Origin of the sequence: Polaribacter cellanae (assembly GCF_017569185.1) — a bacterium.
GTDB classification, from domain to species: Bacteria; Bacteroidota; Bacteroidia; order Flavobacteriales; family Flavobacteriaceae; genus Polaribacter; species Polaribacter cellanae.
Window position 1 is genome coordinate 663774 of the sequence record NZ_CP071869.1, and the last position, 16016, is coordinate 679789.

The following is a 16016-nucleotide window of genomic DNA, read 5'->3' on the forward strand; positions in this document are numbered from 1 at the left end:
GCAGTATTATCTGAACAAAATAAAAAAAAGCTTTGCACTTTGCGTTTCTCTCAAGAGATTTTAAGTCTCAGTAGAGCTATGTTTTCTATAAATCTATGTGGTAAAATTTAAAAAATAGATAGTAAAATGAAAAAAACTTTCTCAATACTTTTTCTTTTCTTATCAATAAATAGTGCTTTCGCACAAGTTGATGAAGATAAACTATCAAACTCTGCTTTAGAACTCACAAAAGACAAAGTTGTTTACGACCCAAGTTATTTCTCTATTGATTACCCAAATGGAGATGTGCCAAAAGGAAAAGGCGTTTGTACAGATGTGGTAATTAGAGCTTATAGAAAATTGGGAATCGATTTGCAGAAAGAAGTTCATGAAGACATGAAACAAAATTTCGATATGTATCCTAAAATATGGGGATTAAAACGAACTGATAAAAATATAGACCATAGAAGAGTGCCTAATTTAATGACCTTTTTCTCTCGAAAAGGAACTGTAAAAACCAACTCTAAAAACCCAAAAGATTATATTCCTGGAGATATTATTTGTTGGAATTTAGGTGGTGAAATAACGCATATTGGAATCGTCGTAAATAAAAAATCTAGAGATGGAAAACGTTTTATGATTGTCCATAATATTGGTGCTGGACAAGTTTTACAAGATTGTTTGTTCGATTTTAAGGTAATTGGGCATTATAGATATAATGATTAATAGACAGTTACAGTCTTAGTTTTCAGTGAGTTTTGTACTTTTTTTAATTCTGATATAAAAATAAGTGTAAGTTCGTCTACTTTTTTAAACTCAATATCCCCAGTAATTAATGGAAAATCTAAATGAAGTGCTGTTGCAATAATGATACTATCTGGTAATTTGGTATTGTAAGTTTTACGAATTCTAATTGTATCTTGTTTTATAGCATCATTTATAGTAATAGACCTACATTGCTGAACAAATTCTTTAATTACTTTTTCTTCTTCATCTGTAATTCCTTTATATGCTAAAAGTTCTAATTCTGTAATAATAGAAATATATAGTTGTTACCATTTAACAATTCAGCTAAGGTTTCATCTCCACTTAGTAAATAAAGAATAATATTAGTATCTAAAAATATCTTATTACCACTCATTACGCAAATCTCTTTGTATGTCTAAAGCGTCTTTATGAAGGTTAATTTTAGCTACATATTTATAAACATCGATTCCTTTCGGTTTTATTTTTTTTGATAACTTTTCAAGTATGTTCTTTAAATTATTTTTAGTTTCCCCTTGTTTTATAACCATTACCATAGTTTTATGGTTTTACATTATCAACAAATATACAATTTCTATTCCGCTTTTTAATCTGTAATTATTTAACCCAAAAAAACAACTTCACTAAATTAATTAGAAAATGTATTCTTTACTATTTATATCTTTTTTAGAGATTTTAAACTAAATACTGCAAGTGAATACTGAATACTTTTATTTATTTTTGTTTTTATGAATAAAAACTATTCTTTAGAAGATTTGCAAGAAATTGCAAAAGCAATTATTACTTCAGTAGAAAATAAAACTTTATTATTTTACGGAAAAATGGGTGTTGGAAAAACAACACTTATCAAAGAAATTTGTAAGCAGTTAAGTGTTTTAGACAATATCTCCTCTCCTACTTTTTCTTTAGTTAACGAGTATAAAACGTCTCAAAACACTAAAGTTTTTCATTTCGATTTTTATAGAATTGAAGATGAAAATGAAGCGTTAGATATGGGAATTGAAGATTATCTATACAATAACGATTGGTGTTTAATTGAATGGCCAGAAAATGTCGAAAATTTATTACCTTTAGAATCCGTAGCAATTCATTTATCTACTTTAGAAAATGGGCAACGTAACATTCAACTAAAATAACCAAATTATGAATTCATTTTCTCCATTTAGTAAAGAAGAACTAATTCCGCAAGAAGAAAAATTAGAAATTAAAAAGCAAAAGGGAGAATTGTTTATTGGCTTGCCAAAAGAAACACAATTAAGTGAAAAAAGAGTTTGTTTAACGCCAGATGCTGTGGCTGCTTTAACCACAAACGGACATCGAATTGTTATAGAAACTGGTGCAGGAGATGGTTCAAATTATACAGATAAAGAATATTCTGAAGCTGGTGCAAAAATATCTTACAATGTAGAAGAGGCTTTTAAATGTAATATTATTTTAAAAGTTGCACCACCCACTGAAAATGAAATTAAGTTTATAAATTCGAATGCGATTTTAATTTCTTCATTGCAATTAAAAACACAATCTAAAAAATATTTCGAGTGTTTGGCTAAGAAAAAAATTACAGCGATTGCTTTCGATTATATAAAAGACGAACACGATTCGTACCCAATTGTAAAATCGTTAAGTGAAATTGCAGGAACTGCTTCCATTTTAATTGCTGGCGAATTAATGAGCGGCGTTAATAAGGGTAATGGTTTATTATTTGGTAATATTGGTGGAGTTCCACCAACAAGTGTTGTAATTTTTGGAGCTGGAACTGTGGGTGAGTATGCTGCAAGAACAGCCATCGGTTTAGGTGCAAGAGTTAAAGTTTTTGATAATTCTATTAGCAAATTAAGAAAATTACAAGATTGTTTGCATACACCTATATACACTTCTACGATTCAGCCAAAGTCTGTTTTAAAAGCATTAATGCGTTGTGACGTTGCCATTGGAGCTATTAGAGGAAAAAATAGGTCGCCCATTTGTGCCACTGAAGAAATGATTGAAAAAATGAAAGAAGGTGCTGTTGTTGTAGATGTTAGTATTGATAGAGGTGGCTGTTTTGAAACCTCAAATGTAACAACACATAAAACGCCTACCTTTGTAAAGCATGGAGTTATCCATTATTGTGTACCAAATATTCCTGCGAGATATGCAAGAACAGCTTCTGTTTCTATTAGTAATATTTTTACTCCATATTTATTAAATATTGCTGAAGAAGGTGGTTTCGAAAATACTGCCAGGTTCGATAAAAGTTTAAGAAACGGAATGTATTTTTATCACGGAATTCTTACTAATAAAACAGTGGCAGATTGGTTCGATTTGCCTTTTAGAGATATTAATTTGTTAATTCTTTAAAGGTTTAAACGCAAAGAAATAAGTAGAGTACTTATTATTTGCATACATACAGTCTTGAAATTTTATGTCAAACAATTTATAAGTCTTTTTTTTATTAATCTAAATATCCATGTGTTTTAATAAAGTCTAATAATTCATCTTTTTTACTTCTACTAATTGGTATTTTTGCATCATCACAAACAACCACTTGATTTCCTTCTATATGAGTAATAAATTTAACGTTTACAATGTATGAACGATGTATTCTAATAAATTGATTGGAAGGTAGGTTATCCATAAGTTTGCTTAACGATAATCGGGAAACAACTCTTTTGTTTTTAATATTAACTTTTACATATTCTCCAAAGCTTTCTATAAAAAAAATTTCAGAATGATCTAATTTTATAATTTTCCCATCTTGTTTTAAGAATAGATATTTGCTCTTTTCTTCCTTTTCTATTGGTATAGATATTTTTTTAAAATAATTATTTTCTCTATTTAAAACGTATGAATTATTATTTACAATATCAACAAATTTATTGACAGTTTTAATAAAACGACTGAAAGCTATAGGTTTAATTAAATAATCAAAAACATTGTTAAGCTCATAACTGGCAACTGCAAACTCTGAATAAGCTGTAGTAAATACAGTATAAGGTGGGTTATTTAAAGATTTTATAAAATCGAACCCATTTATATTTGGCATTTCAATATCTATAAATAATATATCAATTTCATTTTTAGACAAAATACCTTGAGCCTTTATTGCATTATCGCAAACATCTTGCAATATTAATGTTGGGTTTAATCTTTCTATGTAATCTTTCAAGAGTTCTCTAGCCAGAGGCTCATCATCAACCACTAAACATTTTAATTTCATAAATTTATAGTTAATTTTAAGTTATAATCATTTATATTATCCTTAATTTCAATACTATGTGCGTTTGGGTATATATATTGTAATTGTTTAATAACATTCTGGTTACCAATATTGTTAGATAATATTCTGTTTTTATTAGTTGGTTTAGAATTTTTAGCAGTAAAAAATAGTGTATTGTCTTCTAAAATAAACTCAAGTTTTACCCAAGCATTTTTGTTATTATAAATATCGCTATGTTTAATAGCATTTTCAACAAAAGAAATTAATAACATAGGAGCAATTTTGTGATGAGGAAGTATATTCTCATGATAAAAATCAATATTATTATCTGTGGTAAACCTTGTCCCATATAAACGAATATAATCTTGTATTAGTTTTATCTCCTTGCTAAGGTATACTCTATTCTTTGCTCCTTCGTAAATTAAATACCTCATTATTTTCGATAGATTGTCGACCATAAGAGCTGCCTTTGGACTATTTTTATAAGATAACGAATAAATACTATTTAATATGTTAAAAAGAAAATGAGGCGTTATTTGTCCTTTTAAAAACTTGAGTTCTCCTTCTAATTTTAAGTTATTTTTTTCTAAAATTTCTTCCTTGTGCTTTGCGTCTACCCACTCACTAGAAAAATACATTGCACCGCTTGAAATAATAAGCACACATGTGGTCATAAATTCAACAAATAATCTGCTACTTAAAGAAATATTATAAGTACCTCCTTTTAGATAAATAGAATAGAAAAGCATTTCTTCTAATATTGCTAAAAAAAGAATTACAGTAATACTTGCTATATACAATAGATATTTTTTTTGCGAAAGAAGTAACCGAGATAGATATTTATAATGAAAATAAAATATTATCGCATCAAACACAAACCTACTGATAGTGTTAACTTTAATGTTATTCTCCCTCAATTCATCATTTAAGACATATTCTAATAGAATAAAAAGTAATAAGAAAAGAGTCCAAAAGATTAATTGTACTACTAGCTTAAATTGACTTCGAGATATTGGTGTCACAACTCATTAATTTAAACGCAAAAGTATTGATATTACCCAAAACAACCTATAGATTATATTACTCAATGCAACGCTTGTACTTTATTAGCTTCTCAATGGTATAATTTTAACAGTAGATGGAACATTATTTAATATAAACAGTAAAATACACTTAACTTTTATAAATATGCAACTTAATGCGTTTTAGAATACAACCATTGCACATTTTTTTTTGCAATGTAGACAAGCCATAGATTTGTTTTAAATTAAAAAAAACAATAACTATGTTAATTTCTAAAAGTTATAAGCTTATACTTATAATAATTACTTTTTTATCTGTAGGATCAATAACCTATAAATTATTGCCACTATCGAAATACATCGATGATTTCCATGCTGAAAACATGTATCATTTAACACAAAGTTATTATTTAAAGAACAATAGTAATGGCGTTTTTATAGAGACCTATTTGCCTGTAAGTAATGATCGCCAACGTATAAGCAATTATAATAAACAAAGAGAAAATAAATTTGCTGAAAATAGTTCTGATTTACTACCAACAAAAAAATACGAAGGCAATAATGTAAAAGGTATATGGAAAACCGAAAAAAACGACTCGTATTTAAACATCGAATATAAATACATATTTGAAGGAAAGTCAAAAACGTACACTATACCTAATACCTTTAAACCTTATAGTAATAAATACGATTCTCTTTTAAAGAGCGATAAATTGATACAATCAAACAATACAGAGATTCATAAGCTAGCAAATAGTTTAACAAAAGAATGTAAAAATGATAAAGAAAAGATGCATGCAATTTTCGATTTTGTATACAAAATGCCTTCTGCACCTATTATTACAAAAACAGATGCAATTAGTGCGTTAAAACAGAATCGCGCATCATGCAATGGCAAAAGCAGATTGTTAACTGCGCTCTCTAGAACACTTGGTTATCCCGCAAGAATAAAAGGAGGTATTATAATGCAAGAAAATCAGAAACGCACCTCACATGCATGGGTTGAAGTAATAATTGATGATAAAGCTGTTCCTTTTGATGCACTTAATGGACATTTTGGTTTTTTACCTGCAAATTATTTAGAACTCTACGAAGGTGATAAGTCCCTGATTACGCGTAGTCCTGGAATACAATTTGATTACAATTATAAGATAGAAGAAAAGAACAAAATACCATTTCTAAAATTAAGTATAAGTCAAATAAACGATATTTCTCCAATATCTCTTGGTAAACTAATTGAACATAAAGTTATCTCTGTAAAGGGTTTACTTTTGTTATTAATGCTACCATTAGGTGGTTTAGTTGTTGCTTTTTTAAGAAATGTTATTGGTATAAAAACGTTTGGAGTGTTTTTACCTGTTTTAATTGCATTCTCATTAATAGAGACTGGGTTTGTAAAAGGAATTTTGCTTTTCGTATTTTTAATATTATTAGTAGGAGCTGTAACTACACCTTTTGATAAATTGAAGTTATTAAGCACCCCTAAATTCGTTATTTCACTAACAATAATGGTTTTAGTTATGGTTTTAGGCTCATACTTAGGAGTAAGTACAGGGGCAAGTTGGTTAACTTCTTTAACCTTTTTTCCAACAATAATCCTTGCCATGTCTGCTGAACGTTTTACGAATTTAATAGCAGAAGATGGGTTTCAAAAAGCAACATCTATTCTCTTTCAAACATTAATAGCTGTTTGTTGTTGTTTCTTTCTACTAAACAACCAATGGGTATCTTCTATACTTATTTTATTTCCAGAAATACTAATGTTAGTTATAGTTATAGCAATGTTGCTTGGAAAATACGTTGGATTTCGACTAACTGAATTATTTCGCTTTAAAAAATTAATAACAATAAAAACAAGAATTTATGCTTAATAAAATTTTTAAAATACAAAACCCTTTAGGAGTTATAGGTATTAACAAAAGAAATTTAGAATTAATTTATCCAAATAATAAGAAAAGAGATTATTCTCTTGCAGATGATAAAGTAAAAACAAAAGAAATACTTCATAAGAATAATATTGCTTGTGCTGAAACATACGCTGTAATTAAAAAAATAAGCGAGATAAAACAAAAATGGGAATCTTGCAAAAGATATAAAGCACTAGTAATAAAACCTTCTAATGGATTTGGTGGTGAAGGTATTAAGGTTTTAAAAAAATCTATAGATGGCAAATGGATTAGTGGTGGTAATCCGATTTCAGAAATCAAAATATTTCAACATATTACTAGTATTGTTTCAGGTGTATTCTCGATGACCTCAAACGACTCATGTCTTATTGAAGAATGTATAATACCACATCCTTTCTTTGCAGAAATATATGGTGATGGTGTTCCAGATTTTAGAATTATTACCTATAAAGGAACTCCTGTTATGTCTATGCTTAGAATGCCAACATCAAAATCTAATGGAAAAGCAAACTTGCATCAAGATGGAGTTGGTATTGGTATTAATATGCTTACTGGCAAATTAACACAAGTTTTTGATGGTAAAAGATATAGTGATCATCATCCAGATAAACCAGCAAAGGTAAGTGGAAAGCCTATTCCATATTGGGATAAAATATTACAACTCTCTATTGATACTGCTATGGTTTTTCCTTTACATTATTTGGGAATAGATATTGTTATCGATAAAATTAAAGGACCACAAATAATGGAAATCAACGTACGCCCAGGACTAGCAATTCAATCGGTAAACAAATGTGGAATGACTAAAGCTATAAAATTATTAGTAGAGTAATAAAATACTTAATAAACAATATTATGAAAACAGAAGTATTAAGTCTTATTTGTCTTTTTTTAACTATACTAATAAGCGGACAAACAAAACATAAATTTAAAACAAGAACTTTAACTGGTTATGAATATAATTATTTTAAAAGTCCTGAAGAAATTCTTAGAGGTGGTAAGTTATTTACAAAAGATAAACTTATTAAAAGTAGTGCCTATCAAGATATAAAAGTTAATTATAGCTATAAATACAAATATAATCTTCATAAAATTAATTTTAGTACAACTCCAAAAACTAGGCTATTTTATAACAATAGTAACGACAGTTATTGGAGTTTACATACAAACTTAAAATACACGTACAATCTTATAAAGCGAACAAAGTTATTTTTAAATACATCTTTTTTAAGAATGGCTAGAAAAGGGTTAGATGGAGATCAAGATGTGCTTGTAAATCCACTTGGATATAGCAACTATGGTTTAAATGTAGGAGTGTTTTTTAAACCTATTAACAAAAATAGTACTACAATAGAAACTTTTTTTAAATTTAGAGATTATGATAAATTTGGCACTAGAGATTTAGAGTACAAAGAATTTGGTGTTCAGTTAAATACTGTACAATCATTTAAACCTAATAAACTTATTCATAAATATGGAATTACAAGTAGTTTTAGAAAGCGAGACTATAAAGTTTTTAATGCAGCATCTACTAAACCCAACAAAGAACGAAATTGGAATTTAATATATGCAATGGCTTTTTACCAGTACCCTATAAGTAAGAAGTTAAAAGTTAAATCTGGTTATTATTATTTAACCCGAATTGATAAATTAAATAATAAATCTGGATATAAACAACATGGACCTTCTCTACAAATTAAATTTAGGTCAAAGAAAACTATTCTTAGCACTTCATTTAAATATCTTAGTAGAAATTATGCAAATCTTAAAAGTAAGAATAATGATGGATTTATTGGCGAGAAAATTAAATATAAATATTTTGAATTCTCTGCTAATATGTCTCATAAATTAGGCAAAAATGGTTTTTATTTAACCGCAAATGCATACAGTATGCTAAGATCAACCAACTTTACAAATATACGTGCACGATCTTTTAGAGGGTATAGAAACCAATATGCAGGAGTTGGTGTTAAATGGGAACTAAAATAATACAAGCTTATTTATTTTAGAATGATTTTTATGTCTTTTACAATTTTAACATTTAAGACAGTTTTAAAAGAAAAACGAGAATTAAATAATATTAAAAAAAAAATCGTTTTCTGCAATAATTATCGACATACTTATACTCTTTATTTTCGAAGTTTTAACAAAAAACTTAATTAAAAATACTCAAAAAAAACATTAACTAGTCTTAAGAAAACACATAATGAAAGCAATCTTTAAAATATTAATCTTAATTATATTTATTTTTAAATTTACAATATCTTTTTCTCAAAAAAATAAAGATAAAGAAATTATAGGGCAAAAAGTAACCATAAAAATTAAAGGAACAAAAACTAAAGGAGCAAAAACTAAAGCAGCAAAAATTAAATTTAGAGCTAGAGTAGATACTGGTGCTAAAACAACATCTATAAACGCGAAAAACATAAAAAAGAAAGGTAAATATGTAAAATTTAGTATTGTAAATAGAAAAGGTAAAAAAATTTCTATAACAAAAAAAATTATCGATGAAAGAGTGGTTTTTAATGCTGAAAAAAAAGAGAAAAGAATCTTTGTTTACTTAACACTAGTATATAAAAAAACTTCTAGAAAAGTCTTAGTTGATTTAAATGACAGATCAACATCAACCTATAAAGTTTTACTTGGCAGAAATTGGCTGAATGGAAAGTATATAGTAGATGTTAGTTTAAAGTAATTAAGAAAACTATTTCTATTGAGTTTAGATTTATTAAAAATTTACGGTTCAATAAATTCCATAAATAACACCAAAACTACTTAAAAAAACCACTCATTTTACATAAATTTGCATTTCAAAATTCAAAAATGTTAGTAAAGAGAATTTTTTATTATTTAATTGGTTTAGCTATTGGATCTGTGGGAGTTTATTTTTTCTGGCAAAAGAAAAATGCAACTTTCGATTATGGAATGGACGCCAGAACTCTTAAAACAATTCGAATTAAAAGTCGTTTTTTTTCTGATGACGCAAAAAATACAATGCAGAAATTTGATATTGATACTTTAAAAATTTCTACAATTCTAACAAATGGAGATGTAGATTTCGGCAAAAGTAAACCAAGACAAAAGCCTTGTGCAGAATACTTTGTTACTGGAAAAGACAGTTTAAGGAATGTACATTTGTACGTAAAACGTTGCGATTCTACCTCTACTATCGAGAAGGTTATTGTTGATTAAGTTAACCAAATTCTTCTACAGACAGGAATTTGGTTAGTTAAATCTATTTATATGGGTTGGTTGACAACTAAGAAATAATGGATCTCTAACAATAACTATAAGTAATTATTTGTTCTTGCCTACTTACAAAAATTGTTTCGGGTTTTCTATTTGGTTTTTATTTGATAATTTTAGTGTTTATTAGACGTGACGTTGATATGACGTTGACATGACGTTGATATGACGTTGACATGACGTTGACATGGCACTAGTATCTCTTTTATATGTTTACAAATTGGGTAATTTATTTTTTTTGAATTTAGTTAAAACTATATACTTTAGTACTTTTTGCTTTGATTTCTAAAAATATTTTAATCACGAATTTGCTAATGTAATTTAAATTAGTAATATTATGATTTAAAGAAAAGTGTGGTTAAAAAGTTAATCTATTTAGGTTTTGATTACGTTGTAAAGGTTTGTCTTTTAATTGGTAGTTATAAAAATTAATAGGTGTTGTAAATTTTATTCGCCATTTATCTTTTTTGTATTGTGTTTGTAAATTAAAATAGACTTTAGAATGTGTCTAATCTAAATTGTTTTCAAAATTTTTAGTTGTATTTTCTGATGTAAAAATTACACTTTCTAAATTTTGTTTTTCAAACTGAAAACCTACTTTAGGGTTAAAAGTAAATTGCTTCTATCTTTTTGTGAAACCTAAAGAATTGTTCGTGTAAAATGTATTAAGTTTAACGTTTTGAATACCTTTTTCATAGGCATTACCATTATTTAATAAGTTACAAGACGTTATTTAATAGAATTGTAGCTAAGGGTTAAGGGTAAGAGCAAAAAATTAGCATTAATAGCAGTAAAACAGGCCTTTGCTATCGTTAAAAATGGAATTCCGTAGATGATACTTTTAGAAGTACTTTGGTTGAAAATTAAGTCTATTTTACTTGTTTTTTACCTGAGTTATTTGTTAACTGCTGGCATTATTTATTGTTAAATAATTCTTTTAATTTTTCTTCTAACTTTTGTCCCCTTATAAATCTTGCGATGATTACACCGCTCTTATCAATCAAGAAATTATCGGGAATATCTCTAACTCCATAAATCATGGCAGCTTGGTTACTATTTCCTTTTAAATCACTTACATTTTCCCAATTAAGACCATCGTTTTCTATGGCTTTTCTCCATTTTTCTTTGTTGGTATCTAGTGATACTCCGAAAATTTCAAACCCTTTGTCTTTGTATAGATTGTATTGTTGAACCAGTTCTGGATTGAAACTTCTACAAGGACCACACCAAGAGGCCCAAAATTCTATGAGAGTGTACTTTTTATGTATTTGAGAGAGCTTTGTGATTTCCCCATAGATATTGGATTGTTCAATATCTACAAATTTGTTTCCTATTTTTAAGTTTTTATTCTTAGAAATAAACTCTTCTATTGCATTTGCTTCTTCAGTAGATTTTAAGTCCGAATTTAAATATGAGAAAACTATGGCTGTTTTTTCACTTCCCATTCGTTCTTTTGACCAGTTTAAGCGAGTGAGGCTTTCGTAAGAATTGGGATAATCTTGAATGAACTTATTATTAATTTCAATTTCTATGTTTTGCATTTTTTCATAAATCTTAAAAAGGGAATCTCGATTTTTCTCTGTAACCTTTGCTTCGAGCTTTTCCATTTCTTTAAAAATAGAGTCTTTTCTTTTTAAAAGTATTTCCGATTCTTTCTGTGTTTCTGAACCTTTTATTTTTCCTTTAGAAAAGTTGCCTTTCTTACCAATGAAATTTATTTGTTTGTTCTCAAGCCAAAATGTCTTATCATCTTTGCTTTCGATTATTCTTAAATGTGCCAATCTTGGACGGCTTAAATTCCCTTTAAATTGGAATTCTTCATTGATTACAAATGTGGAATCAGCTATTTGATTTGTCTTTGGGTAGAGGTACAATAAAACTTTAGTGCTGTCGGATACATTTTCTGCAAATCCATTAATTAAATATCCTTTGTTTTTAGATTTGTCTTGACAAGAAGAAAATAATGCTGTTAGTAAAATTATTGTTACGATGTACTTCATTTCGTTTTTTGCTTCTGACTAACGTAAAATTAAATTCTTGTTTTTCAAGGGGTTGTGTTTAGCTCTAAATCGTCATTTGTTATTCCAAATTTAGTGATTTGTTTCTTCATTCTTTTAACGATACCTAATTTTCTTTTTTGGTCAAGGTAGAGATAGCCTTCTGGATTTTGGTATGGGATTCCTTTTGTGACCATATTCCAAATGATGACTGCTAATTTTCTTGCTGTTGCAGTGATGGCCGAGACACGGCCTTTTCTGAAGTTGATTCTATGGAAAAAATCCCGCAGTGGTGTGCTGTCTTTTAAATTACCAATGGAGTTTGCTGCATTTCGCAGAGCAATTTTGAGTCTGTTGCTTCCTTTCCCTATTTTGCTGGATAGCACTTTTCCACCACTTACTTTGTTGTTGGGCGCCAGCCTAAGCCAAGATGTAAATTGTTTTGCGGAATTAAACTTTTTGATTCCATCAAAACCTACTTCACTCATAATGGTAAGGACGGTATTGTAACTCATACCTTCTATGGCTAAAAGGTCTACACCTTTGAACATTTGGTAGGATTTTAAATTGATGTCTATGTCTTTAGGAGTGTTTTTGTTAACGCGTTTATACGGTTTCTTATCGATATAATGTTCTTGTTTTTCAGGGTCTTTACCTATTATTTCGTCGAGTTTTGCGGCAATCTGGTCGTCACATTCTCTTATCTTCTTTTGCACGAAATCGTAGGTATCTAGCTCATCTTTTAGTGCATAAAGAAAGTCTTTTCTTCTGTTGGAGTGCAATGCTTTGGCAATTTCTTCTTCGCTTTTCTTGCAGTTGTAATGACGTAAACTTGCTAGTTTTTCTGGATCGGTTTCGCCTAGAGCAATGGCACGAATAATTTTAAGTCCTGTAAGTCCCACCACATCTTTGACCACTACATCGAGGCGAATATTCATAAGTCTAAGGTATTTCTGCATCTTCTTTGTTGCCGAGGCAGCTTGTTTTATCAGATTGTATCGGTGTCTTGTGTATGTCCTGAGTATTTCGGTGTCTTCATCGGGTAAAAAACTACCCGAGAGCAGTCCTAAACTGTGTAGTTTTTGGATCCATTGACAGTCTTTGACATCTGTTTTCTTTCCTTTGATGTTTTTGGTAAATTTACCATTGCACAGGGTTACCTCAAATCCTCTTGAGAGCAGTACGGCATGTAAATTTTGCCAGTAGTTTCCGGTACTCTCCATAGCAACATGCTTAATCTTGTGTGAGGTCAACCAATCGGCAAGTTGGTATAGATTTTCATTGTAGACGCCAAACTCTTTGATTAAGTCATCGCTCTGACCAACTGCCACCCAATGACTTCTACTACCAATATCAATGCCTGCTGCATTTTTATTGACTACATCTAAGCTAATTTGTTCTTTCATACTTAAAGATTTTAAAAAGCTCTAAGGAAATGTGCTTTAGGCAAAGAGATTATTCTGAACGGGATTCCCGATAGCTATCGGGATCGCCAATGTACTGATGGCAAACATTTCAACCAGGATTGCGCACGTGCTTACACGCAGTAGCAACACTTTGAAAAACGGCCTTGCAAAGAGCTCAAATTAATTATTTAGAAAGATACGATTTTTACGTTAGCCAACGTAATGAGGAAAGAAGGTTTCTATGGGGGATTGCTTGTAACGTCTGCGAATATGGGAAGTGCTCTTTTTTTGGCATTTTTTATATTCGCAGTTGTGTGCAGTAAATATAATAATTAGTTTTCTAATTTTATATTTATGTATTCTCAGATTAACGCTACAATAATTCGACATTCCTATTTATTAGTTTATTTTTCTTATGAATCTTATACATCGTTGGCGGTAATATTAAGAAACCGCAGAACACACAACAAACTTCGTAACTTCCGTTAAAAAAAATCGGAAAAAAATTGTGCAGTTAAATGATTGCACATATATTTGCAGTCAAATAACTGCGTAATGAAATTAAGAAGAGATGTATTTCAAGCCATTACTGACCCAACTCGAAGAACGATAATTTCTTTAGTCGCTCTACAAGCAATGACACCAACTGCAATTGCCGAAAATTTCGACTATTCAAGGCAAACAATTTCCAAACACATTCAAATACTCACAGAATGCGAAATATTGGAACAAGAACAAAAAGGCAGAGAGATTTACTATCAGTTAAATCCAAACGGAATGAAAGAAATAGCCGAATTTATCGAACCGTTCAGAAAAATGTGGGATGAACGATTTAATAAATTAGAATCCGTAATGAAAAAGCATCAATCAAAATAACGAACACAATGGAAAATAAAACAAAAATCAATGCCGAAAACGGCAAACAGGAATTAGAAATAACAAGGGAGTTTGATTTACCCATTGAACTACTTTACAAGGCATATACCGAACCGGAACTTGTGGAACAATGGATGGGAACAAAAGTGATAAAACTTGAAAATAAAAATCACGGGAGTTACCAGTTTGAAACTTCATACAACGGAAACGTAGTATTTAAAGCAAATGGAACCATTCATCAAGTTTTACCAAATCAAAAAATCATACGAACCTTTGAAATGGAAAATATGCCAATTGGTGTGCAACTTGAATTTTTGGACTTTGCAAAACTTACTAAAGACACGAGTAAACTTACAATTCAAATAATTTACAAATCAGAGAAACATAGAGCGGAACAGTTAAAACTACCTTTTGCTAATGGTTTGAATATGGCTCACAATAAATTACAAGAAATTTTAATCAATTTGAAATAATCGAAATATGTCATCAAAAAGTAAAAAAATCATTTATTGGGTAGTTACCATTTTCCTTTCATTTGGAATGTTAGCAGGCGGAATACAACAATTACTTCAAATTGGCGGATATGTTGAAATCATTGAAGATTTGGGTTATCCAAAATATTTGTTGAGTATTCTTGGAGTTTGGAAAATATTGGGAGTCATAGCAATTCTCATTCCCAAATTCCCACTTTTAAAAGAATGGGCTTATGCAGGGTTTTTCTTTACAATGTCGGGAGCAATGGTTTCCCATTTTGCAGTCGGACAATCAATAACAGATGCGTTACCGTCATTAGTTTTATTGCTTGTAACTGTTCTGTCTTGGTATTTTAGACCAGAAAGCAGAAAATTCAGTCAACTAATACAACAAACTTAAAAATGGAAAAAGTCGAAAAATATATAGAAAAAATAAAAAGTTGGAAAGAAGAAACCAAATTGTTAAGAGAAATCTGTTTGGACTGTGGACTTGACGAAGATTTCAAATGGATGCACCCTTGTTATACATTCCAAGGCAATAACATTGTTTTAATTCACGGATTTAAAGAATATTGTGCCTTACTTTTTCACAAAGGTGTTTTGTTAAAAGACACAAATGAAATTCTAATCCAACAAACCGAAAACGTACAATCGGCAAGACAAATTCGATTTACCACTTTGCAAGAAATAATTAAATTAAAATCCGTTATCAAAACCTACATTTTTGAGGCAATCGAAGTGGAAAAAGCAGGTTTGGAAGTGAAAATGAAAAAGACTTCAGAATTTAAAATGCCTGATGAACTTAAACAAGCATTTGAAAAAAATCCTGATTTAGAGACTGCATTTTACGACTTAACACCAGGACGACAAAGAGGGTATTTATTATATTTTTCGCAAGCCAGACAATCAAAAACTCGTGAATCGAGAATTGAAAAGTCAATGCCGAAAATATTTGACGGAAAAGGACACAACGAACGATAAAATACTACCGCCAATAACGTATATAAAACATAGCTATTTCGGGCTTTCCCAAAGGTTTTTGCTTATTAATGAAGTCCGCCAAATTTTTATTTTTGTATATTTAAAAACTAAAAAAATAAATAGAAAAAATAAAAATTCGGCTCGTGTATAATCCGAAAAGTTAGT

General features: G+C 29.4%; 18 protein-coding genes and 1 pseudogene. 13 read left to right on the forward strand and 6 right to left on the reverse strand.

Going from position 1 to position 16016, the window contains the following annotated elements:
* The first annotated feature begins 126 nt into the window (after window positions 1-126).
* Window positions 127-705: a DUF1287 domain-containing protein gene (locus J3359_RS02990; RefSeq protein ID WP_208079268.1), complete on the forward strand. Its 579-nt coding sequence runs from the start codon at window positions 127-129 to the stop codon at window positions 703-705.
* Here the strand turns inward: J3359_RS02990 and J3359_RS18500 are convergent.
* The gene (locus J3359_RS18500) at window positions 702-1022 is read right to left on the reverse strand and encodes a type II toxin-antitoxin system VapC family toxin (RefSeq protein WP_208080401.1); all 321 of its coding nucleotides are present in this window, start codon (window positions 1020-1022) and stop codon (window positions 702-704) included. The two genes, J3359_RS02990 and J3359_RS18500, sit on opposite strands and share 4 nt — an antisense overlap.
* A gap of 87 nt (window positions 1023-1109) precedes the next feature.
* Complete coding sequence (locus tag J3359_RS03000) at window positions 1110-1280, reverse strand: hypothetical protein (protein ID WP_208079269.1); 171 nt, start codon at window positions 1278-1280, stop codon at window positions 1110-1112.
* Between the two features lie 192 nt (window positions 1281-1472).
* Here J3359_RS03000 and tsaE point away from each other — a divergent pair, with 192 nt between their 5' ends.
* Window positions 1473-1880: a tRNA (adenosine(37)-N6)-threonylcarbamoyltransferase complex ATPase subunit type 1 TsaE gene (gene tsaE, locus J3359_RS03005; RefSeq protein ID WP_208079270.1), complete on the forward strand. Its 408-nt coding sequence runs from the start codon at window positions 1473-1475 to the stop codon at window positions 1878-1880.
* Window positions 1881-1887: 7 nt separating this feature from the next.
* Window positions 1888-3084, forward strand: coding sequence for an alanine dehydrogenase (locus tag J3359_RS03010; RefSeq protein ID WP_208079271.1), 1197 nt, complete (start codon window positions 1888-1890; stop codon window positions 3082-3084).
* A 94-nt stretch (window positions 3085-3178) separates the two neighbouring features.
* Here J3359_RS03010 and J3359_RS03015 read toward each other — a convergent pair whose 3' ends face one another.
* A complete protein-coding gene (locus tag J3359_RS03015) occupies window positions 3179-3943 on the reverse strand; it encodes a LytR/AlgR family response regulator transcription factor (RefSeq protein WP_208079272.1) in 765 nt (254 codons plus the stop codon).
* Window positions 3940-4965, reverse strand: coding sequence for a sensor histidine kinase (locus J3359_RS03020; protein ID WP_208079273.1), 1026 nt, complete (start codon window positions 4963-4965; stop codon window positions 3940-3942). Before J3359_RS03020 ends, J3359_RS03015 begins: the two co-directional genes overlap by 4 nt.
* A 263-nt stretch (window positions 4966-5228) precedes the next feature.
* Between J3359_RS03020 and J3359_RS03025 the strand changes: the two genes are divergently transcribed.
* The 6 genes and pseudogenes from J3359_RS03025 to J3359_RS18575 form a co-directional block, all read left to right on the forward strand.
* On the forward strand, window positions 5229-6836 hold the full coding sequence (locus tag J3359_RS03025) for a 7TM domain-containing protein (RefSeq protein ID WP_208079274.1): 1608 nt from the start codon (window positions 5229-5231) through the stop codon (window positions 6834-6836).
* Complete coding sequence (locus J3359_RS03030; protein WP_208079275.1) at window positions 6829-7704, forward strand: sugar-transfer associated ATP-grasp domain-containing protein; 876 nt, start codon at window positions 6829-6831, stop codon at window positions 7702-7704. Before J3359_RS03025 ends, J3359_RS03030 begins: the two co-directional genes overlap by 8 nt.
* 23 nt (window positions 7705-7727) lie before the next feature.
* Window positions 7728-8861: a hypothetical protein gene (locus J3359_RS03035; protein WP_208079276.1), complete on the forward strand. Its 1134-nt coding sequence runs from the start codon at window positions 7728-7730 to the stop codon at window positions 8859-8861.
* A 217-nt stretch (window positions 8862-9078) separates the two neighbouring features.
* Window positions 9079-9567: a putative ATP-dependent zinc protease gene (locus tag J3359_RS03040; RefSeq protein WP_208079277.1), complete on the forward strand. Its 489-nt coding sequence runs from the start codon at window positions 9079-9081 to the stop codon at window positions 9565-9567.
* A 128-nt stretch (window positions 9568-9695) separates the two neighbouring features.
* Window positions 9696-10064, forward strand: coding sequence for a DUF4258 domain-containing protein (locus J3359_RS03045; protein ID WP_208079278.1), 369 nt, complete (start codon window positions 9696-9698; stop codon window positions 10062-10064).
* Window positions 10065-10875: 811 nt separating this feature from the next.
* Window positions 10876-10985: pseudogene (locus J3359_RS18575) on the forward strand (IS110 family transposase); the annotation flags it as partial.
* A 47-nt stretch (window positions 10986-11032) separates the two neighbouring features.
* Here the strand turns inward: J3359_RS18575 and J3359_RS03050 are convergent.
* Together J3359_RS03050 and J3359_RS03055 are read right to left on the reverse strand one after the other, a co-directional pair.
* Window positions 11033-12118, reverse strand: coding sequence for a TlpA disulfide reductase family protein (locus J3359_RS03050; protein ID WP_208079279.1), 1086 nt, complete (start codon window positions 12116-12118; stop codon window positions 11033-11035).
* A gap of 44 nt (window positions 12119-12162) precedes the next feature.
* On the reverse strand, window positions 12163-13521 hold the full coding sequence (locus tag J3359_RS03055) for an IS110 family RNA-guided transposase (protein ID WP_208079280.1): 1359 nt from the start codon (window positions 13519-13521) through the stop codon (window positions 12163-12165).
* 555 nt (window positions 13522-14076) lie between these two features.
* Here J3359_RS03055 and J3359_RS03060 point away from each other — a divergent pair.
* The 4 genes from J3359_RS03060 to J3359_RS03075 are packed head-to-tail and all read left to right on the forward strand — an operon-like array spanning window position 14077 to window position 15851.
* Window positions 14077-14397, forward strand: a complete 321-nt coding sequence (locus tag J3359_RS03060) for an ArsR/SmtB family transcription factor (protein WP_208079281.1) — start codon at window positions 14077-14079, stop codon at window positions 14395-14397.
* A gap of 8 nt (window positions 14398-14405) precedes the next feature.
* Complete coding sequence (locus J3359_RS03065; RefSeq protein WP_208079282.1) at window positions 14406-14870, forward strand: SRPBCC family protein; 465 nt, start codon at window positions 14406-14408, stop codon at window positions 14868-14870.
* 7 nt (window positions 14871-14877) lie between these two features.
* A complete protein-coding gene (locus J3359_RS03070) occupies window positions 14878-15270 on the forward strand; it encodes a DoxX family protein (RefSeq protein ID WP_208079283.1) in 393 nt (130 codons plus the stop codon).
* 2 nt (window positions 15271-15272) lie between these two features.
* On the forward strand, window positions 15273-15851 hold the full coding sequence (locus J3359_RS03075) for a YdeI/OmpD-associated family protein (RefSeq protein ID WP_208079284.1): 579 nt from the start codon (window positions 15273-15275) through the stop codon (window positions 15849-15851).
* Window positions 15852-16016: the final 165 nt, after the last annotated feature.

Bases quoted from the DNA above. Each gene is read 5' to 3' on its own strand.
- J3359_RS02990 (WP_208079268.1), top strand. From the start codon at position 127: ATGAAAAAAACTTTCTCAATACTTTTTCTTTTCTTATCAATAAATAGT.
- J3359_RS03000 (WP_208079269.1), bottom strand. From the start codon at position 1,280: ATGGTAATGGTTATAAAACAAGGGGAAACTAAAAATAATTTAAAGAAC.
- tsaE (WP_208079270.1), top strand. From the start codon at position 1,473: ATGAATAAAAACTATTCTTTAGAAGATTTGCAAGAAATTGCAAAAGCA.
- J3359_RS03010 (WP_208079271.1), top strand. From the start codon at position 1,888: ATGAATTCATTTTCTCCATTTAGTAAAGAAGAACTAATTCCGCAAGAA.
- J3359_RS03015 (WP_208079272.1), bottom strand. From the start codon at position 3,943: ATGAAATTAAAATGTTTAGTGGTTGATGATGAGCCTCTGGCTAGAGAA.
- J3359_RS03025 (WP_208079274.1), top strand. From the start codon at position 5,229: ATGTTAATTTCTAAAAGTTATAAGCTTATACTTATAATAATTACTTTT.
- J3359_RS03030 (WP_208079275.1), top strand. From the start codon at position 6,829: ATGCTTAATAAAATTTTTAAAATACAAAACCCTTTAGGAGTTATAGGT.
- J3359_RS03035 (WP_208079276.1), top strand. From the start codon at position 7,728: ATGAAAACAGAAGTATTAAGTCTTATTTGTCTTTTTTTAACTATACTA.
- J3359_RS03040 (WP_208079277.1), top strand. From the start codon at position 9,079: ATGAAAGCAATCTTTAAAATATTAATCTTAATTATATTTATTTTTAAA.
- J3359_RS03045 (WP_208079278.1), top strand. From the start codon at position 9,696: ATGTTAGTAAAGAGAATTTTTTATTATTTAATTGGTTTAGCTATTGGA.
- J3359_RS03050 (WP_208079279.1), bottom strand. From the start codon at position 12,118: ATGAAGTACATCGTAACAATAATTTTACTAACAGCATTATTTTCTTCT.
- J3359_RS03055 (WP_208079280.1), bottom strand. From the start codon at position 13,521: ATGAAAGAACAAATTAGCTTAGATGTAGTCAATAAAAATGCAGCAGGC.
- J3359_RS03060 (WP_208079281.1), top strand. From the start codon at position 14,077: ATGAAATTAAGAAGAGATGTATTTCAAGCCATTACTGACCCAACTCGA.
- J3359_RS03065 (WP_208079282.1), top strand. From the start codon at position 14,406: ATGGAAAATAAAACAAAAATCAATGCCGAAAACGGCAAACAGGAATTA.
- J3359_RS03070 (WP_208079283.1), top strand. From the start codon at position 14,878: ATGTCATCAAAAAGTAAAAAAATCATTTATTGGGTAGTTACCATTTTC.
- J3359_RS03075 (WP_208079284.1), top strand. From the start codon at position 15,273: ATGGAAAAAGTCGAAAAATATATAGAAAAAATAAAAAGTTGGAAAGAA.